The sequence below is a fragment of the Streptomyces sp. JLBT605 genome, from assembly GCF_058215555.1.
In genome coordinates this window covers 1,108,560-1,126,567 of sequence record NZ_CM177087.1, presented here as the reverse complement: position 1 = coordinate 1,126,567, position 18,008 = coordinate 1,108,560, and the positions used below count along the sequence as shown (strand labels likewise).

The 18,008-nt window shown below is 73.4% G+C and carries 14 protein-coding genes; 6 read left to right on the top strand and 8 right to left on the bottom strand.

The genetic code is table 11. The annotated features are described in order from the left end of the window. Positions 1 to 15: 15 nt before the first annotated feature. Positions 16 to 1,173, bottom strand: a complete 1,158-nt coding sequence (locus AC4BDD_RS05245) for a SchA/CurD-like domain-containing protein (RefSeq protein ID WP_490689787.1) — start codon at positions 1,171 to 1,173, stop codon at positions 16 to 18. Positions 1,174 to 1,340: 167 nt separating this feature from the next. On the opposite strand from AC4BDD_RS05245, the gene AC4BDD_RS05240 reads away from it, so the two are divergent. Beyond that, complete coding sequence (locus tag AC4BDD_RS05240; RefSeq protein WP_490689786.1) at positions 1,341 to 3,077, top strand: FAD-dependent oxidoreductase; 1,737 nt, start codon at positions 1,341 to 1,343, stop codon at positions 3,075 to 3,077. Between the two features lie 136 nt (positions 3,078 to 3,213). Here the strand turns inward: AC4BDD_RS05240 and AC4BDD_RS05235 are convergent, their stop codons facing one another. Then, positions 3,214 to 3,837 (bottom strand): DedA family protein, encoded by a 624-nt coding sequence (locus AC4BDD_RS05235; RefSeq protein WP_490689785.1) that lies wholly within the window; start codon positions 3,835 to 3,837, stop codon positions 3,214 to 3,216. After that, the gene (locus AC4BDD_RS05230; protein WP_490689784.1) at positions 3,834 to 4,616 is read right to left on the bottom strand and encodes an MBL fold metallo-hydrolase; all 783 of its coding nucleotides are present in this window, start codon (positions 4,614 to 4,616) and stop codon (positions 3,834 to 3,836) included. Before AC4BDD_RS05230 ends, AC4BDD_RS05235 begins: the two co-directional genes overlap by 4 nt. A gap of 268 nt (positions 4,617 to 4,884) precedes the next feature. Here AC4BDD_RS05230 and AC4BDD_RS05225 point away from each other — a divergent pair, with 268 nt between their 5' ends. From AC4BDD_RS05225 to AC4BDD_RS05215, 3 genes are all read left to right on the top strand, one after another. After that, complete coding sequence (locus AC4BDD_RS05225) at positions 4,885 to 6,996, top strand: phage holin family protein (RefSeq protein ID WP_490689783.1); 2,112 nt, start codon at positions 4,885 to 4,887, stop codon at positions 6,994 to 6,996. Between the two features lie 94 nt (positions 6,997 to 7,090). Further along, positions 7,091 to 8,521, top strand: a complete 1,431-nt coding sequence (locus AC4BDD_RS05220) for an amino acid permease (RefSeq protein ID WP_490689782.1) — start codon at positions 7,091 to 7,093, stop codon at positions 8,519 to 8,521. A gap of 161 nt (positions 8,522 to 8,682) precedes the next feature. After that, positions 8,683 to 9,060 carry a nuclear transport factor 2 family protein gene (locus AC4BDD_RS05215; RefSeq protein ID WP_490689781.1) on the top strand — a complete coding sequence of 126 codons (378 nt, stop codon included), beginning with the start codon at positions 8,683 to 8,685 and terminating at the stop codon, positions 9,058 to 9,060. Here the strand turns inward: AC4BDD_RS05215 and AC4BDD_RS05210 are convergent. After that, the gene (locus AC4BDD_RS05210) at positions 8,993 to 9,859 is read right to left on the bottom strand and encodes a helix-turn-helix domain-containing protein (RefSeq protein WP_490689780.1); all 867 of its coding nucleotides are present in this window, start codon (positions 9,857 to 9,859) and stop codon (positions 8,993 to 8,995) included. The genes AC4BDD_RS05215 and AC4BDD_RS05210 overlap by 68 nt on opposite strands. Positions 9,860 to 10,005: 146 nt before the next feature. Between AC4BDD_RS05210 and AC4BDD_RS05205 the strand changes: the two genes are divergently transcribed. Beyond that, positions 10,006 to 10,317, top strand: coding sequence for a 4a-hydroxytetrahydrobiopterin dehydratase (locus AC4BDD_RS05205; protein WP_490689779.1), 312 nt, complete (start codon positions 10,006 to 10,008; stop codon positions 10,315 to 10,317). 304 nt (positions 10,318 to 10,621) lie between these two features. On the opposite strand, the gene AC4BDD_RS05200 is transcribed toward AC4BDD_RS05205, so the two are convergent. From AC4BDD_RS05200 to AC4BDD_RS05190, 3 genes are all read right to left on the bottom strand, one after another. After that, positions 10,622 to 11,602, bottom strand: a complete 981-nt coding sequence (locus AC4BDD_RS05200) for a LysR family transcriptional regulator (RefSeq protein ID WP_490689778.1) — start codon at positions 11,600 to 11,602, stop codon at positions 10,622 to 10,624. A 129-nt stretch (positions 11,603 to 11,731) separates the two neighbouring features. Then, the gene (locus tag AC4BDD_RS05195) at positions 11,732 to 13,558 is read right to left on the bottom strand and encodes an AMP-dependent synthetase/ligase (protein ID WP_490689777.1); all 1,827 of its coding nucleotides are present in this window, start codon (positions 13,556 to 13,558) and stop codon (positions 11,732 to 11,734) included. Between the two features lie 314 nt (positions 13,559 to 13,872). After that, a complete protein-coding gene (locus AC4BDD_RS05190) occupies positions 13,873 to 14,754 on the bottom strand; it encodes a LysR substrate-binding domain-containing protein (protein ID WP_490689776.1) in 882 nt (293 codons plus the stop codon). Between the two features lie 93 nt (positions 14,755 to 14,847). Here AC4BDD_RS05190 and AC4BDD_RS05185 point away from each other — a divergent pair, with 93 nt between their 5' ends. After that, positions 14,848 to 15,984, top strand: a complete 1,137-nt coding sequence (locus AC4BDD_RS05185; RefSeq protein WP_490689775.1) for a bile acid:sodium symporter family protein — start codon at positions 14,848 to 14,850, stop codon at positions 15,982 to 15,984. On the opposite strand, the gene AC4BDD_RS05180 is transcribed toward AC4BDD_RS05185, so the two are convergent. After that, on the bottom strand, positions 15,966 to 17,906 hold the full coding sequence (locus AC4BDD_RS05180) for an exo-alpha-sialidase (RefSeq protein WP_490689774.1): 1,941 nt from the start codon (positions 17,904 to 17,906) through the stop codon (positions 15,966 to 15,968). The two genes, AC4BDD_RS05185 and AC4BDD_RS05180, sit on opposite strands and share 19 nt — an antisense overlap. Between the last annotated feature and the right edge of the window lie 102 nt (positions 17,907 to 18,008).

Genomic DNA, 18,008 nt, shown 5'->3' with positions numbered 1-18,008 from the left:
CCCACCGGACACCCGCTAGGGCCGGTCGGCCGCCTGACGGTCGGTGATCGGCGTCATCAGGCACCGGGAGAGGAAGCGGCGCAGCCCGGCCTCGTCCGACAGATCACCGTCCGGGCCCAGGTCGACCAGGCGGCTGAGGACGGCCGCCGCGCGCCGACCGCCCACTCCGGTGACCACCGCGGCGTGCCGCTCCAGCGGGCCGGCCACGTCGATCAGCCGCATGACGTGGTCGTCCCGCTGGAAGATCGTGCTGGCCAGCACCGGATTGGCCGGGTCCTCGGCGGCCAGCTCGTCCTGCCGCGTCAGCAGCGTGGCGACGGCCGCCCCGGACCCGGTGCGCACCGGGTAGAGCAGCGCGTGCCGCCGCACCCCGGCGGGGAGCAGTCCGGCCGTCGCCCGGTGCTGGACCGCGGGCAGCGCGGCGCGCATGAAGAACGCGCGCGCCGACTCCGGGTCGTCCAGGTCGCGGTCCACCTCCAGATGCGGATTGATGGCCTCCTCCAGCGCGCGCACCTGCGGCTGCCGGGCCACGTGCCGCAGCGCCGTCACCAGGTCGCCCTTGATCTCCACGGCCCGCACGACCCGGTTGCCGTGCATGAACAGCGAGGTGCGCAGCAGCCGGGTGGAGGGGTCCGCCTGGGCTTCCGGCGACTCGTAGCCGGCCAGCAGCTCGGCTACCGCCTGCTCGCTGCCGGGCCGGACGGTGAAGGTCAGCGCATGCCGCACCACCCCGTCGCCGACCCGCGGCTCGGCCAGCAGCCCATCGGTGGTGACCGGGCCCCGCGGGCCGTGGTTGGTCTCCCGCATGATGCTGAACCGCAGCGACCGGGTGTCGTTGACGCAGCCGTGCAGCGGCTTGACCATCTCGCGGTGCGCCTCGCTGTCCACCCAGGCCAGGAACGGCCCGGCGCTCTCCCACTCGCTGGTGATCAGCCACTGGGAGGGGTTCTCGATCGACTGGCACAGCTGGTCGCTCACATGGCCCGGCACCTCGGCCACCTGGTGGCAGAGCTGGTCATAGGCGGCCAGGAAGCGCGCTTGCGCACCGTTGCGCACCTCCAGCAGCAGCACGACCCGCAGCCGCGAGTCGCCGGGGGCGGACGAGCCGGTGCGCGCGGTCCGTGTGACGGGCGAGGACCGCGGAGTCCGCGGAGTTTCCGACAGGGTGCTCATCTTCTTCCACATCTCCTTCGCGGGGTGCGCCGACCTCCTCGGCCGGGTGCGCCGCCCGCTCCCGATCGTGGAGCGCTCCCACGGATGGCGCGAGACGTGTGATCCATTCGAGGGAACGAGCGGCCCGGCCGACCGGATCGCCATACGAAGCCGGGCATAGCAGCACAATGACTCCCCGTGTGCCCCCTGCCGAAGCCTCTGCCGAAGCCCCTGTGGACGCCTCCGCCGGTGCCTCCGCGCACGCCTCCGCCGATGTCTTCGACGCCCCGCGGACCGATGCCCCCCCGGCCGACGCCGAGGTGCCCGTCCTGATCGTCGGCGGCTCACTGGTCGGCCTGTCGACCTCCCTCTTCCTGGGCCGCCTGGGCGTCGATCACCTGCTGGTCGAGAAGCACCCGGGCACCTCGAGCCATCCGCGGGGGCGCGGCAACAACGTGCGCACGATGGAGCTGTTCCGCACCGCGGGCGTCGCGGCGGCCATCCGGGAGGCGGCCTCCGTCCTCGCCGGCAACCACGGCATCCTCCAGGCCGAATCCCTCACCGGGGCCGATCAGGAATGGTTGTTCAAGGAGATCGACCCAGGCGGCGCGCTGTCCCGCATCAGCCCGGCCGGCTGGTGCCTGTGCAGCCAGAACGACCTGGAGCCGGTGCTCGTCCGCACCGCCCGCGACCTCGGCGGCGACCTGCGCTTCAACACCGAACTGCGCTCCTTCGAGCAGGGCCCGGACCACGTCACCGCCGAACTCCTGGACCGCACCACCGGCCGGCGCCGCACCGTGCGCGCCGGCTACCTGGTCGCCGCGGACGGCCCGCGCAGCCCGGTCCGCGAACGGCTCGGCATCGGCCAGACCGGGCCGGGCGACCTCTTCCACAACGTCAGCATCACCTTCCGCGCCAAGCGGCTGGCCGAGGTGGTCGGCGACCGCCGCTTCATCGCCTGCTACCTGACGAACCCCCAGGCCGACGGCGCGCTGCTGCCCGTCGACAACGCCGAGCAGTGGGTCTTCCACGCCCCCTGGCACCCGGAGCGCGGCGAGTCCCTGGACGCCTTTACCGACGAGCGGTGCGTGGATCACATCCGGACCGCCACCGGCGTGGCGGACCTGGAGATCGAGATCACCGGCAAGGCGCCCTGGCACGCCGCCCAGCGCGTCGCCGAGGCCTACGCACACGGCCGCGTCTTCCTCGCCGGGGACTCCGCCCACGAGATGTCACCGACCGGGGCCTTCGGCTCCAACACCGGCATCCAGGACGCCCACAACCTCGCCTGGAAACTGGCGGCCGTCCTCGCCGGCTGGGCGGGCCCCGGCCTGCTGGAGACCTACGACACCGAACGGCAGCCGGTCGCCCGGGCCACCAGCGCCCGCGCCGCGGCCCGCTCGGCGGAGCACCGTCACCCCGGCTACGCCGCGCCCCCGGCCACCGGCCGGCAGAGCGACGTCCTCGCGGTGGCCATGGGGTACCGCTACCCGGTCGGCGCGGTGGTCGGCGCCGACCCGGACCAGCCGACCATCCCCGAGCGCTTCACGGCGGACGGCCGGCCCGGCAGCCGCGCGCCGCACATGTGGCTGCTGCGGGCGGGCGTCCGGCTCTCCACACTCGACCTGTACGAACGCTCCTGCACGCTGCTCACCGGCCCGGACGGCGCCGCCTGGCTGGACGCCGGCCGCAGGGTCGCCGGCCGGCTGTCCGTACCGCTCGACTGCTACCGGATCGGCACCGGCCCGGACCACGAGCTGGCCCCCGAGCCCGGCGCCGACTGGGCCGACGTCCACGGCACCGGCCCGGACGGGGCGGTGCTGGTGCGCCCGGACGGGTTCGTGGCCTGGCGTGCGGAGGGGGCTGTCGCCGAGCCGGAGCGGGAGCTGAGTGAAGTGCTGCGGGCGGTGCTGAGCCTGCCTTGAGTATCCGGGGCTCCGTCCCAGACCCCGGTCCTCAAACGCCGGACGGGCTGGTTTTTCCAGCCCGTCCGGCGACTGAGGACGAAAACGGGAAGGGCGGGGTGGGGAAGACATCCCGCAGGATCAGCCCGCCGGGTCCTTAGGACGCACCGCGCAGCCTGCGCCACATCGCCGGCGTGCCGCCCACCGCCAGCGTCAGCGCGACCGCCGCCAGCACGCCCTCCCACGGCTCCGCGAAGAGCGACCCGCCCAGGATGCCGATCAGCTGGTAGGTGCCCGCCCAGGCCAGCGCCGCGGGCAGCGCCCCGCGCGCGAACCGGCGGATCGGCATACCGGCCAGCAGGCAGGCCAGCATCACCGGGATCCGCCCGGCCGGGACCAGCCGGGACAGCACCAGCACCGTCACCCCGTGCTCGTCCAGCCGCGCCTGGGCCTGCGCCAGCCGCTCCGGCGCGGCCCGGTCACGGATCCGCTCCAGCCACCGGGAGCCGTTCCTCGACCGCACCCCGCGCCCGCCGAGCCAGTACAGCCCCAGGTCTCCCAGGAACGCCGCGAGCGAGGCCACCGCGAAAACGATCAGCAGGGAGAACGGCGACGTCTGATGGAACGCCACCACCGCCGCCGAACTCACCACCGCGCCGGTCGGCACCACCGGCACCAGCGCCCCCAGGACCACCAGCAGGAACAGCGACGGGTAGCCGACCGCCTGCTGGGTGGACTCCGGTGGCACACTGCGGGCCAGCTCGGCGAGGTCGTCGATCACCGGGCGGCCTCCAGCCGCACACTCTCCCCGTGTCCCAGCCGGTGCACCGTCGCCTGCGGGGTCAGCAGCTCCGCGTGCCGGACGAACTCCTCGCCGGGGGAGTGGAACTCGTGCGGCCGCACCGCGTCCATCCCGATCGGCCAGTACGTGCCGTAGTGCACCGGCACCGCGCTGCGGGCCTCCAGCCGGGCCAGTGCCTGCGCCGCGCGTCCGGCGTCCAGATGCCCGTGGCCCAGGTACGGCCCCCAGCCGCCGACCGGCAGCAGCGCCACATCGCAGGGGCCGACGGCCTCCGCCATCCGGTCGAACAGCCCGGTGTCCCCGGCGAAGTACGTGCTGGCCTCCCCGCGCAGCACATAGCCCAGCGCGGGCACCCGGCGCGGCCCGTACGGCAGCCGGCGGCCGTCGTGCGCGGCGGGCACCGCCCGTATCCGCAGCTCCCCGACGGTGATCTCGTCCCCGGGCCGCATCTCGGTGACCCGCAGCCCGCGCGCCCCGGCCACCCGCCGCAGCCCCGGCACGGCCCGGCCCGCACCCCAGGGCACCACCAGCCGCGTGCCGGGGGCGAGCCTGGCCAGGGAGGGGAGGTGGAGGTGGTCGGCGTGCAGATGCGAGACCACCGCGACGTCCGCGAGCGCCGCGGCGGGCGGCGGGACCTGGCCCCGGCGCCGCCGCAGATGCGCCAGCCGCCGTACGAACAGCGGATCGGTCAGCACCCGCACATCCGAGTCGTGCACCGTCGCGGTGGCGTGACCCCACCAGGTGACCTCCACCGGCACCGCAACCTCCCGTCGCCCGACCCTCGCCCGACCGAGCACGCCCCGCACCCCCCGCCCGGCCGAGCCGCCGGGCGCCCGACCGCGCACGCCCTTCGAGACTAGTTCCTCGGCCGCGCCCGGGGACCCGTACCGCGATCTTCGCTCCGCCCGGACCCGGTCGCCCCGCCCCGCCGCCACCCCGGGCACCCGCCGAGACCCGTCGCCGCTCCGCGAGGCCGGGCGGCCGGCTGTGTCAGGCTGGAGATCGAGTGCACGGGAGCGAGGTGGGATGAGGGTGCAACTGCCCGGATGGAGAAGCGCGGGCCGTGCCCTGGTCAGGGTGACCGCCGTCTGGGGGGTGAGCACCCTCACCATGCTCGTGCTGGCGGCCGCGCTCCCCGACTTCCGGCTGCAGTCCGCCGACGGCGACAGCGCCACCCGCATCGGGATCACCGCCGCCTCCGGCGCCGGCGCCTTCGGCCTGCTCAGCGCCCTGGTGTGGCCGCTGCTGGTCCGCGCGCTGCTGCTGATGCCCGCTTTCGTCCTGGGCCTGCTGGTCTTCGTCCTCAACGGCTCGCTGCTGCTGCTCGCCCTCAGCCTGGTGCCGGACGGCCGGGGCACCGCCGAACCGGAGACCGCGGTGGTGGTCGCCGCGGTGATGTCCGCCGCCTCCTCCGCCACCAGCACCTTCCTCACCGTCCGCGACGACGGCGCCTACCGGCGGCGGCTGGCGCGGATGGCCGACCGCAGACGGCGCCGGCTCGGCGAGGACGCCCGGCGCCGGCCCCCGGGCACCGTCTTCCTCCAGCTGGACGGCGTCGGCCACGACGTGCTGCTCCACGCGCTGGGCGGCAGACGCCCGCTGATGGAGACCGTGGCCCGCTGGCACAACACCAGCCACACGCTCACCGGCTGGCGGACCGACTGGTCCAGCCAGACCGGCGCCAGCCAGCTCGGCATCCTGCACGGCTCCAACCACGACGTGCCCGCCTTCCGCTGGTACGAGAAGGAGACCGGGGAGGTGATGGTCAGCAACCGGCCCACCTCCGCCGCCGAACTCCAGCGCCGCGCCACCGCACGCACCGGCGACGGCGGGCTGCTGACCGTTGACGGGGCCAGCCGCGGCAACCTCTTCACCGGCGGCGCCGACGAATCGGCGCTGGTGCTCTCCGTGGCGGCCCGGCGCGGCCGGTACAACCGTTCCCGCTCCGGCTACTGGCCCTACTTCTCCGACCCCGCCAACGCCACCCGCACCGCCGGCTCCTTCATCGCCGAGGTGTTCCGGGAGATCGCCCAGTCCACCCGGGCCAAGCTGCGGCGCGAGACTCCCCGGCTGCGGCGCGGCGGCCTCTACCCCTTCATCCGCGCCTTCGCCACCGTCGTGGAGCGCGACGTGGTGGTCGCCGCGGTGATCGGCGACATCCTCTCCGGGCGCACCGCCGTCTACGCCGACCTGGTCGCCTACGACGAGGTCGCCCACCACTCCGGGCCGCGCAGCCGCGACACCCACCAGGTGCTGCGCCGCCTGGACCGGGCCATCGCCCTGATCGCCAAGGTCACCGAGCACGCCCCGCGCGACTACCGCATCGTGCTCCTCTCCGACCACGGCCAGAGCCCCGGCGAGACCTTCGCCGGGCGCTTCGGCCTCACCCTGGAGGATCTGGTGCGCGCCGGATGCGGACTCCCGGTTTCCCGGAGGGCCGAGCGCACCCCCAGTGGTGCCGAGGCGCGCACCGCGGCCCGCGCCGCGCTGCACCGCCCGGAGAAGGACGGCGAGAGCCATCGCGGCTCCGACCCGGTGGTCCTGGCCTCCGGCAACCTGGGCCTGGTGTCCTTCCCCGACGTGCCCGGCCGGATGAGCCGCGAGCAGATCGACAAGCGCCATCCCGCCCTGCTGCGCACCCTCGCCGGCCACCCGGGGGTGGGCTTCCTGCTGGTGCACTCCGAGGAGCACGGCGCGGTGGTGCTCGGCCCGGCGGGCGCCGAGCACCACCTGGCCACCGGGCGGATCATCGGGCGGAGCCCGCTCGCCGGCTTCGGGCCGGGCGCCGTGGAGGCCGTACGGCGCACCGCCGGCTTCCCGCACGCCGCCGACATCATGGTCAACTCCGCCCACGACCCGGCGACCGGGACGGTGCACGCCTTCGAGGAGCAGATCGGCTCGCACGGCGGGCTGGGCGGCGCCCAGAGCCGCGCCTTCCTGATGTGGCCGAACGACCTCACCCCGCCCACCGCCGACGGAGCGGAACCGGTGGGTGCGGAACAGGTGCACACGGTGCTGCGGCGCTGGCTCCACGAGACCCACGGTCCCGAGGTCCCCGCGGAGGAATTCCCGCCGACTCGGCACCTGGCCGCACCATTTCCCGTGGTGACCCAATTCACTCCGGAGGAAAGTCAGTGATTTGGTACGGTCAGCGCCGTCGGTGACCATGTCTGTCGCTCGGCATCTCGCACCTTGACCGAGTGATCGGCACATTGGAAGGCGCACCACCCCCATGCACGACAGCTCCACCCGCCGCTTCGGGCTGCCTACGGCCACCGCACTCGTGACGGGGAACATCATCGGGGGCGGGATCTTCCTGCTGCCCTCCTCGGTCGCCCCGTACGGCACGGTCAGCCTGCTGGCCTTCGCCGTCCTGACCGTCGGTGCCATCGCGCTCGCCCTGGTCTTCGGCCGGCTGGCCAGGCGCAACCCGCGCACCGGCGGCCCGTACGTCTACGCCCGCGAGGCGTTCGGCGACTTCGCCGGATTCCTCTCGGCCTGGTCGTTCTGGACGATGGCCTGGGTCAGCAACGCCGCCCTCGCCTTCGGAGCGGTCGGCTACATCGACGTCCTCCTCCCCGGCGAGATGTCCAAGCCCGTGAAGCTGACCGCCGCGCTGCTGGCCCTGTGGCTGCCGGCGCTGGTCAACTTCGCCGGCACCCGCTGGGTGGGCGCGGTGCAGATGGTCTCCACGGTGCTGAAGTACCTGCCGCTGCTCTTCGTCGCCGTGGTCGGGCTGTTCTACTTCGACCCGGACAACCTCGGCGAGTTCAACGCCGGCGGCGGCAGCGCCATCGGTGGTCTGTCGGCCGCGGCCGCCCTGCTCCTCTACTCCTACGTCGGCGTGGAGTCCGCGGCGATGAGCGCGGGCGAGGTCCGCGACCCGAAGCGGAACGTCGGCCGCGCCAGCGTGCTGGGCACCATCGCCGCCGCGCTCGTCTACCTCCTGGGCACCGTGGCGGTCTTCGGCACCGTCTCGCACGACAAGCTGGTCGCCTCCGACGCCCCGTTCTCCGACGCCGTCTCCGCCATGTTCGGCGTTTCGTGGGGCGGCACCCTCATCGCCGCCGCCGCGGTGATCTCCATCGTCGGCTCGCTCAACGGCTGGACGCTGATGAGCGCCCAGGCCCCGTACGCCGCGGCGAAGGACGGGCTGTTCCCCGCCATGTTCGCCGTCAAGCGGCGCGGTGTGCCGACCTACGGCGTCCTCGTGGGCGTGGTGCTGGCCTCGGCGCTGACCGTCCTCAACTACACCTCCAACTCCGACAAGGTCTTCGAGACCCTGGTCCTGATCACCACCTTCTCCGCGACGGTGCCGTATCTGCTGGCCTGCGGGGCGCAGCTGTACTTCCTGCTCTCCGGCCGCCGCTCGGAGATCAGCCGGGGCCGCCTGGCGTGGGACATCGTGCTCGCCCTCACCGGCTTCGGTTTCTCCTTCTGGCTGGTGTCGGGGGCGGGCTACGCCGCCGTCTACCAGGGCGCGCTGTTCCTCTTCGCCGGCGTCCTCGTCTACGCCGTCATCGCCGCCCGCGGACGCGCCCGCGCGGCCGAGGCGGAGGCGGAGGCCGAGGTGGCCGCGGTCACCCCGGTCGAGACCGCCGAGCCGGTCCCGGCCGAGGCCGCCGAACCGGTCCGGGCCGAGGCCGCCGCCTCCGCGAGCTGAGGCGAGCCCGGCATTACACCGACGGCACCGGCATTACCTCAGCGGTAATCGACCCCTCCGGCGGCCCACGGCACAGTGAAGGCATCGGGTTCGGGCCGGCGCACTCCGGTCCGGAACCCGGCCGAAGACCAGTGCCGTTGCCTCGTGGAGGAGATACCGCCATGACCCAGTCGCCGTACGCCGCCGCCGTCGCCCGCTACTTCGAGGCGTGGAACGCGACCGACCCGCAGGTCCGCGCGAAGGCGGTCGCCGCCGCCTGGACCGAGGACGGCTCCTACACCGACCCGCTCGCCGATGTGCGCGGACACGCGCAGGTGGCCGCCGTGATAGCCGGGGCCCACGAGCAGTTCCCCGGCTTCGCCTTCCGGCAGACCGGCACCATCGACGGGCACCACGACATCGCCCGCTTCAGCTGGGAGCTGGTGTCGGTGGCGGACGAGTCGGTGGCGCCGGTCGCCGGGTTCGATGTGATCACGCTGGCCGAGGACGGCCGGATCCGCTCGGTCCTGGGTTTCCTGGACCGGGTTCCTCAAGCGTGAGCGGCAGCAGCTGAAGGAAGGCCGCCGTCTCCGGGTCCGCCGGCAGGAAGGTCTCGATGGCCAGCTCGGAGACGGTGACGTCCATCGGGGTGTTGAAGGTGGCGATCGTCGAGATGAAGGACAGCACCTGTCCCTCGTACTCGATCACCATCGGCAGCGCGAACGGAGCGTCCTCCCCGCCGCCGGCCGCCATCTCGCCCCCGGACCGGGGCAGCGGGTACGCGCTGACCTCCTCGAACAGCGCGCGCAGCGGCGCCGACCGGAGCAGCGCCAGCTGCCGCTCCATCTGGTGGAGCAGATGGCCGCGCCACTCCCGCAGGTTGCGGATGCGCGGCGCGAGGCCCTGGGGGTGCAGGGTGAGGCGCATCGCGTTCAGCGGCGGCTGGAGCAGATGCTCCGCGACGCCGTCCAGGAGCAGTGAGATGCCCCGGTTGGCCGCGATGACGGTGTACGTGGCGTCGACGACGAGCGCCGGATACGGCTCGAAACCGGCCAGCAGCCGCTCCAGGTTCGCGCGCAAGGTGCCCATCTCGGGCGCGTCCAGGGCCGTCTCGGGGTAGTGAGGGGCGTAACCGGCCGCGACCAGCAGCGCGTTCCGCTCCCGGACCGGCACGTCCAGGTGGTCCGCCAGTCTCAGCACCATCTCCTGGCTCGGCCGCGACCGGCCGGTCTCGATGAAACTGATGTGGCGTGCGGAGGAGTCGGCGCGCAGCGCCAGCTCCAGCTGGCTGATCCGGCGCCGGTCCCGCCATTCACGCAGCATGGTGCCCACACCGGGGGCGACCGCGAGAGTCGTCATGGCCAGACGGTAACCGAACTCCTGTCGGAGTCCGCGCGCGGAGCCGGGAGCGGCATGGCAGGCTGGAGCCATCGGTGAGCTTAAGCGGCCGGCAGGCCCCGTGCGGCCGTGGAACCCGAAGCCGTGAGGAAGGGAATGGACGCGCCATGGCAGTCGCACCGCTCTCGCAGCAGGAGATCGAGGAACGGCTGGGGGATCTGCCGGGCTGGTCGGCCGAGGACGACCGGCTCACCCGCAGTTACGCCTTCGACGGCCATCTCGCGGCGGCCTCCCTGGTCGGCCAGATCGCCCGGATCCAGGACGAGCTGAACCACCACTCCGATCTGACGCTGGGCTACAACACGGTCGCCGTCTCGATGAACACGCACAGCGCGGGTGGGAAGGTCACCGATCTCGACGTCGAACTGGCCCGCCGGATCGAGGAGATCGCCCCCGCGCACGGCGCCCACCGGTCGTGACCCGCGCGGCGCGCTGAGAGGCGCCGCCACCCGGGGAGGGGCGGCGGCGCCGGGACCGGGTCGGCCAGGGGTGTACGCACCGGTTGTCGACCTCCGCGCGGGGCAGGCGGTGGCGGGTGTGCGGGCGGTGCGCGGGCGGACCCCGGCTGGGGGGTGGCAGGCGCCACCGTAGTGCGGTCCGCATCGTCGCGGACCTGTCACCTCACCCATGTCACGGCGTTATGGCCGCGCCTCCGCCGCTTCCGGGCGCCGCCTCCGCCACTGCTTCCGGGTGCCGCCACCGCCGCCCCACCGCCGGTGGAGCTCACGGTGCCGCGGGCGCGGCGGTGCCGAACAGCTCGTGCCGCGACCGGGCGGCCAGCCACCCCTCGTACACCGGGCTGCGCCGCACCGCGTCCGCGTGGGCGGCCCGCGCCTGACCGACCACCGCGGGCGCGGTGCCGGCGGCGGGCGCGCCCGGGTGCCAGCCGAGCAGATGGCGCCAGCTGAGCGGGGCGCCGGCCAGTGGCCGGATCACCACACCGGGGGTCGGTGGAAAGGTCGCCCGGCACAGCCCCACCGCCCGCCCCACCTGGGCCAGATGGACACAGGCGGCGGTGTCGGTCTCGAAGACGGACAGCGGGGTGAATCCCGCGCGGGCGCAGGCGGCGGCGAAGCAGTCGGCGAAGCAGCCCTCGCCCGGCACGTCGGACCAGGACTCGCCGGCCAGCTCGCTCAGCTCCAGCTCAGCCCGGCCGGCGAGCGGATGCGTCTCGCTGAGCATCACGAACACCGGGTCGGTGCCCACCGGCTGCCAGATCAGTTCCTCGGCGGCGGGCGGGGCGCTCAGCCCGCAGGTGCCCAGCAGCGCGAAGTCCAGCCGGCCCTCGATCACCATGGTGCTGATCTCGCTCGCCGACCAGGAGGTGTGGGTGGTGACCGGCACGGCGGGATGAGCGGTCGCCAGCCGGTCGACCAACCCGCCGAGCAGCGGGCCGTGGCTGGCGCCGAGCCGGAAACGCTCCACCTGCGCACAGGCGTTGGCGAACCGGACGGCCTCCTGCTGGAGTTCGGCGGCGGCGGGCAGCAGCACCCGCGCCCGTTCCAGCACCAGTTCGCCCAGCGGCGTGGGGCGGGCACCGTTGCGGTCGCGGTGGAAGAGGGGGCCGCCGAGGGCGCGCTCGATCCGCTTGAGCTGCGTGCTGAGCGCGGGCTGCGCGAAGCCGAGGGCGGTGGCCGCCTTGGTGAGGCTCCCCGCATCCGCTATCGCCCGGATCGCCCTCAGGTGCCGCAGCTCCAGTTCCATGGCGGAAAGTTATGGCCGCCGGGGTGGGCGGGCAATACACGTGCCGTCCGGCAGCGGTCCGGTTTTCCGCCGGCCGCGCGGGGCCGCCGGCGCGGCGGACACCGGCCGCCGCGGGCGGGGCCGCGTCGGTCAGCCGTGGTAAAGCGCCTCGACCTCGACGGCGTACGCCTGCTCGATCGCCTTGCGCTTCAGCTTCAGCGACGGTGTCAGCAGACCGTGGTCCTCGGTGAACTGCGCGGCGAGGATCCGGAAGGTGCGGATCGACTCCGCCTGCGAGACCAGGGTGTTGGCGGCGACCACCGCACGCCGGATCTCGGTCTCCAGATCGGGGTCGCGGACCAGCTCGCCCGGCGCCATGGAAGGCTTGCCGCGCATCCGCAGCCAGTGCTCGACGGCCTCCGGATCGAGGGTGACCAGGGCGGCGATGAACGGGCGGTCGTTGCCCACCACGATGCACTGGGACACCAGCGGGTGGGCGCGGACCCGCTCCTCCAGCCCGATCGGGGAGACGGTCTTGCCGCCGGAGGTCACCAGCACCTCCTTCTTCCGGCCGGTGATGGTGAGGTAGCCGTCCTCGTCCAGGGCGCCCAGGTCCCCGGTGGCCAGCCAGCCGTCTCTGAGTACCCCGTCGGTCGCCTTCGGGTCGCCGAGGTAGCCGGCGAAGATCTGCCCGCCGCGCACCCAGATCTCACCGTCCTCGGCGATGTGCACCGTGGTGCCGGGGATCGGCTTGCCTACCGTGCCGAAGCGGGTCTGCTCCGGGGGGTTGGCGGTGGCGGCGGCGGTGGACTCGGTGAGGCCGTAGCCCTCGTAGATGATGACCCCCGCGCCCGCGAAGAACAGGCCGAGCCGCCGCTCCATGGCCGAGCCGCCGGACATCGCGTGCCGGACCCGGCCGCCCATCGCCTCCCGCACCTTGCCGTACACCAGCTTGTCGAACACCTGGTGCTGGACGCGGAGCGCGGTGCCCGGCCCCGGTCCGGTGCCGAACGCCTTGGCCTCCAGCGCCTCGGCGTACCGCACCGCCACCTCGACCGCCTTGTCGAACGGGCCGACCTTGCCCTCGGCCTCGGCCCTGCGCCGGGCCGCCGCGAACACCTTCTCGAAGATGTACGGCACGGCCAGGATGAAGGTCGGCCGGAAGCTCCGCAGGTCGGGCAGGAGCGCGGTGGCGCTGAGATCCGGCTGGTGGGCGAGTTTGACCCGGCCGCGGATGGCGGCCACCTGCACCATGCGGCCGAAGACGTGGGCCAGCGGCAGGAAGAGGAGGGTGGCGGCCTCGTCACCCGGCTTGGTGTGGAAGACGTCCTCGTAGCGGGCGACGATGTTGTCGCACTCCGCCATCAGATTGGCATGGGTGATCACGCAGCCCTTGGGCCGGCCGGTGGTGCCCGAGGTGTAGATGATGGTCGCGACCGTGTCCGGGGTGAGTGCCCGCCGGTGTCGCTCCACGACCTCGTCATCCAGATGGCTGCCTGACCCGACCAGCTCCGTCAGCGCGTCCGCGTCCAGCTGCCACAGGCTGGCCAGGCGGGGCAGCCGGTCGATCACCGAGCCGACCGTCATGGCGTGGTCCTCGTGCTCGACCAGGCACGCCGAGACCCCGGAGTCATGCAGCGCCCAGAAGACCTGCTCGGCGGAGGAAGTCGGATACAGCGGCACGCTCTGGGCGCCGATCGACCAGATCGCGAAGTCGAAGAGGGTCCACTCGTAGCGGGTGCGGGACATGATCGCCACCCGGTCGCCGAACCGCACCCCCTGCGCCAGCAGCCCCTTGGCGAGCGCGAGCACCTCGTCGCGGAATTCGGCGGCCGTCACGTTCCGCCACCGGCCGTCGGCCGTCTTGCGGGCGAGGGCGACCCGGTCGGGCTGCTCGGCGGCATGATCGAAGACGGCGTCCGCCAGCCCTCCGACGTGGGGGGCCGTCACCAACGCAGGGACGGTGATCTCGTGCAATGACGTGCTCCTCGAAGCGCTCCGCACAGCGCCGTGACCGTACCCGATAGTGAGCGGTGGCGGGAGGGATGTCCATACCCGGAACGTACGTGCATATGCCCTGGTCAGTGGGGTAAACCGGGCGACTTCGGGGAACGCCGGGCGTCCGCCGGCGGGAAGAGAGCCCAGGACGGCTGTTCTCGGCCGGGATTTCTGCACCGAATCTTCCCGGACACGGCACATGACCGTCGAATTCAAGCCGCCTGCCCGGCACGGTCAGGAGCCCGGGTCCGCGCCGCGCGTGGAGCGGCGCGGGCGGGGCGCGGCGGTGGCGGCTATCCGGGCGGCGTCCGGTGCAGCCGGTCGCCGCCCGCCAGTACCGCCGCGGCGAGCGCGTCCGCCGCCTCCTGCACCGCCGCGTCCCGCCGGCCGCGCTCCCCGTGCAGCAGGACGAAGTCCACCGGGCCGAGATCCGGCAGTCCGGCCCGCTCCGGCACCCGCGCCAGACCCGGTGGAATCAAGCCACCGGTGTGCGCCATCACGCCCAGCCCGGCCCGGGCCGCGGCCACCAGACCGTTGAGGCTGCCGCTGGTGCAGACGATGCGCCAGGGCCGGCCGTGCCGCTCCAGGACCTCCAGGGCCCGGGCGCGGGTCAGACCGGGTGGTGGGAAGACGATCAGCGGAAGCGGGCGGTCGGGGTCGATCCGCAGCCGCTCGCCGGCGATCCACACCAGCTTGTCCCGCCACACCAGCTGCCCCTGCGGCCCGTCCTCGGACCGCTTGGCCAGCACCAGGTCCAGCTGCCCGGCCCGTAGCCGCTTCAGCAGCGTGCCGGAGAGCTCGACGGTCAGCTCCAGGTCGACCTCGGGATGGTCGCGGCGGAAGCCCTCCAGGATCTCCGGCAGCCGGGTCAGCACGAAGTCCTCGGACGCGCCGAACCGCAGCCGTCCGCGCAGCCGGGTGCCGGTGAACCAGCTCGCGGCCCGCTCGTTCGCCTCCAGGATGGTGCGGGCGAAGCCGAGCATCGCCTCGCCGTCCTCCGTCAGCTCCACGCCGTGCGTGTCGCGGTTGAACAGCCGGCGCCCGGCCACCGCCTCCAGCCTGCGGATCTGCTGGCTGACCGTGGACTGCCGCAGCCCCAGGCGCTGCGCGGCGCGGGTGAAGCTCAGCGTCTGCGCCACGGTGCGGAAGGTGCGCAGCAGCACGGGGTCGAACATATGCCCAGTCTAGGCCGGTCATCGCGCACCGTGATGACAGTCAGAGCGGTGAGCGGGATTCCCGATGGCCGGCAGGGGCGGGAGGCTGGGCCCATGACCCGCCGCGCGTCCTCCCCGCCCCCGCCCCCGTCCCGGTTCCGGTCCCGGTCCTGGCTCGGGTTCCGGTTGCCGGTGGACGGATACGTCCTCGCGCTGCTCGGCACCGTCGGGCTGGCCGCGCTGCTGCCCGCCACCGGCGGTGCCGCGCCGGTCGCCGACTCCTCGGCCACCGTCGCCGTCGCCGCCCTGTTCTTCCTCTACGGCGCCCGGCTCCAGGCCGCCGAGATGCTGGCCGGCCTGCGCCACTGGCGGCTCCACCTGACCGTCCTGACCTGCACGTTCGTGGTCTTCCCAGCACTCGGCCTGGCCGCCGGCGCGCTGCCGCCGCAGCTGCTGACCGATCAGCTCGCCCGCGGACTGCTGTTCCTGTGCCTGGTGCCGTCCACCATCCAGTCCTCGATCGCCTTCACCTCCATCGCCCGTGGCAATGTGCCGGCCGCGATCTGCGCGGGCTCCTTCTCCAGCCTGGTCGGCATCGTGATCACCCCGCTGCTGGCCGCCGCCCTGCTGGGCAGTGGCCAGGGCGGCGGCTTCTCGGCCGACGCGCTGCTGCGCATAGCGCTCCAGCTGCTCGCGCCCTTCCTGGCCGGGCAGCTGCTGCGCCGCTGGGTCGGCCCGTTCCTCGCCCGGCACCGCAAGCCCCTCGGCTACGCCGACCGGGGCTCGATCCTGCTCGTGGTGTACGCCGCGTTCAGCGAGGGCATGGCCGCGGGAGTCTGGCAGCAGGTCTCGCCGCCCCGGCTGGCCGCGCTGCTCGGGGTGGAGGCGGTGCTGCTGGCCGTGATGCTGACGCTGACCTGGTACGGCTCGCAGCGACTGGGCTTCGCCCGTCCGGACCGGATCGCGATCGCGTTCGCCGGTTCGAAGAAGAGCCTGGCGGCCGGTCTGCCGATGGCGAGTGTGCTCTTCGGGCCGGACGCGAGCCTGGCGGTGCTGCCGCTGATGCTCTTCCACCAGCTGCAGCTGATGGTCTGCGCGGTGCTGGCCAGACGCCTCGCCGCCGAAGCCGAGGCCCGAGGTGGGATTCAGGCCGAGCCGCCAGCCGGGGCCGCAGGCGAGACCGGAAACGAGGCCGCACGCGAGACCGGAAGCGGGGGCGGCGCCCGTGCCGGTCAGCCATCGGCCCGCTGAATCCCGTTCAGCGGCAGCCGCAGCACCACACCGCTGCCCCGGTCGTCCAGCGGGGCGTTGAACTCGCGTATCCACCGCAGCTCGGTGTCGGTCAGCGCCCGGCCGTAGACCCGGACCTCGTCCAGGGCGCCGGTGAGGTGGGACCGACCGTCGACGGCCTGCCCGAGATGGACGCCGAAGGGGGAGGTGCGGCTGACGGTGCCGGGCACGTCCGGCGCGGATATCGCCGCCTCGCCGTCCACCTCGACGCTCAGCCGGCCGCCGGTGCGGCGCAGCGCCAGATGGTGCCACTGCCCGTCGTTGTACGCCTGCCCGGTGCTCACCGACGCGCTGGTGGGCGGTACGCTGCCGTTCACCGTGGTGATCAGCGCCCGGATCCGGCCCGCGCCGGGCTCCCCGCGCAGCCACACCTGCGGCTGCCGGTTGCCGATGCCGCCCATCCACAGGAACGGATGCTGCCCCGAGGTGGCGGAGTAGCGGAACCACAGGCTCACGCTGAAGTCCCGGGTGCCCAGCGGCAGCGCCGACCGGTAGGGGAGGCGGACGGCGTCGTCCTGGCCGTCGAAGTCCTGCGCCCCGCCGAACCGGCCCTCGGTCTCCCGCGCGCCGCCGAGCACCGTGGCCGGGCGGGCACCCGGCGCCCGGTCCCGGGTCTTCGGGTCCGGGCCGCGGCGCGCGCCGAGCCAGTCCTCGGTGAAGCGGGCGAAGCGGATCTCGTCCCGCGCGTCGACCGCGCCGCCCTCGTAGACCAGGCCGACCTCGTCATGGGAGATGGCCACCATGTCGGAGTAGCCCGACCAGTCGGTGGTCACCACCTTGCCGCGGTCGGCGCCGTCCCAGGTGGCCGCCTCATCCCAGGAGGAGCGGATCATCATGGTCCGGCGCCGGTCCGGGTCGCCGGGGGCGGCGAACAGCAGCCGGCTGTAGCCGTCCTCGGCCTCGCTGCGCAGCCGCAGCAGGGACGCCTGCACCTGCGGGGTGTAGAGGTCGGGGATGGTGCGGAAGGGCGCGGCGAAGCTGGCGCCACCGTCCCGGCTGATCGCGAAGTCGCGGTGGCCGAGGTCGGTGCCGTCCTGCTCGCGCCCGTTGACGTAGATGGAGCCGTCCGCGCGTTCCACCAGGGTCATCTCGGAGGGCTTCTGACGGAAGGTCCCGTCGGGGGCGATCGGCCAGGTGTCGACCGCGCCGATCCGCCAGCGCGCGCCGCCGTCGTCGCTGTAGATCAGGGCGGCGTGGTTGTGGGTGACCCGGACGCCGTCGTGGGTCTCGGTGTTGACGCTGAAGACCAGGCGCCCGCGGTACTTGCCGTGGGTGAGCTGGATGCCGTGCACCGGGCCGGTGGCGTACCAGGAGTTCCAGTGCGGCGGCATGATCGAGTCGCTCAGGTCGGTCGGCCGGGACCAGGTGCGTCCGTCGTCGTCGCTGTACTGGAGGTGCGGGGAGCGGTCGCAGGGGATGTCGCAGCTCTGCGCGTCGTCGCGTCCGGTGTTGTAGGTGCTGGCGAGCACGATCCGCCCGGTGCGGGTGTCCACGATGGGCGCCGGGTTCCCGTGGGTGTCGCCCCCTCCCTCGTCGATCACCTGGAGCGGACCCCAGGTGCGGCCGCCGTCGGTGGAGCGCTTGAGCACCAGGTCGACGTCGCCGGCGTCGCCGCAGTTGTCGACCCGGCCCTCGGCGAAGGCGAGCAGGGTGCCGTCGGTCGACTTCACGATCGCCGGAATGCGGAAGCAGGAATAGCCGTGTTCCAGGGAAGACTTGAACAGGACCTGCTGCTCGAAGCCGGTACGGGCCGCGGATGCCGAATCATCGGCGTCCACGGCCCGTACCGGAAGGGGAAGGAGGGCGAGTAGCGCGGCGGCGAGTATCACCCACGCGCGGTGGAGCCATGGGCTTCTGGAGCGAGCACGAAGATCTGACGCCATGGTCGACCGACCCTTCAACGACATCTGGACATCAAGACATCCCACGTCCCGACTGCGCTGCTCCGAAGTGTCCCGTCTACCCCACCGCCCTACAAGGACCGT

Coding starts and splice junctions, on each gene's coding strand:
- AC4BDD_RS05245 (WP_490689787.1), bottom strand. CDS start 1,173: ATGAGCACCCTGTCGGAAACTCCGCGGACTCCGCGGTCCTCGCCCGTC.
- AC4BDD_RS05240 (WP_490689786.1), top strand. CDS start 1,341: ATGACTCCCCGTGTGCCCCCTGCCGAAGCCTCTGCCGAAGCCCCTGTG.
- AC4BDD_RS05225 (WP_490689783.1), top strand. CDS start 4,885: ATGAGGGTGCAACTGCCCGGATGGAGAAGCGCGGGCCGTGCCCTGGTC.
- AC4BDD_RS05220 (WP_490689782.1), top strand. CDS start 7,091: ATGCACGACAGCTCCACCCGCCGCTTCGGGCTGCCTACGGCCACCGCA.
- AC4BDD_RS05215 (WP_490689781.1), top strand. CDS start 8,683: ATGACCCAGTCGCCGTACGCCGCCGCCGTCGCCCGCTACTTCGAGGCG.
- AC4BDD_RS05210 (WP_490689780.1), bottom strand. CDS start 9,859: ATGACGACTCTCGCGGTCGCCCCCGGTGTGGGCACCATGCTGCGTGAA.
- AC4BDD_RS05205 (WP_490689779.1), top strand. CDS start 10,006: ATGGCAGTCGCACCGCTCTCGCAGCAGGAGATCGAGGAACGGCTGGGG.
- AC4BDD_RS05200 (WP_490689778.1), bottom strand. CDS start 11,602: ATGGAACTGGAGCTGCGGCACCTGAGGGCGATCCGGGCGATAGCGGAT.
- AC4BDD_RS05190 (WP_490689776.1), bottom strand. CDS start 14,754: ATGTTCGACCCCGTGCTGCTGCGCACCTTCCGCACCGTGGCGCAGACG.
- AC4BDD_RS05185 (WP_490689775.1), top strand. CDS start 14,848: ATGACCCGCCGCGCGTCCTCCCCGCCCCCGCCCCCGTCCCGGTTCCGG.
- AC4BDD_RS05180 (WP_490689774.1), bottom strand. CDS start 17,906: ATGGCGTCAGATCTTCGTGCTCGCTCCAGAAGCCCATGGCTCCACCGC.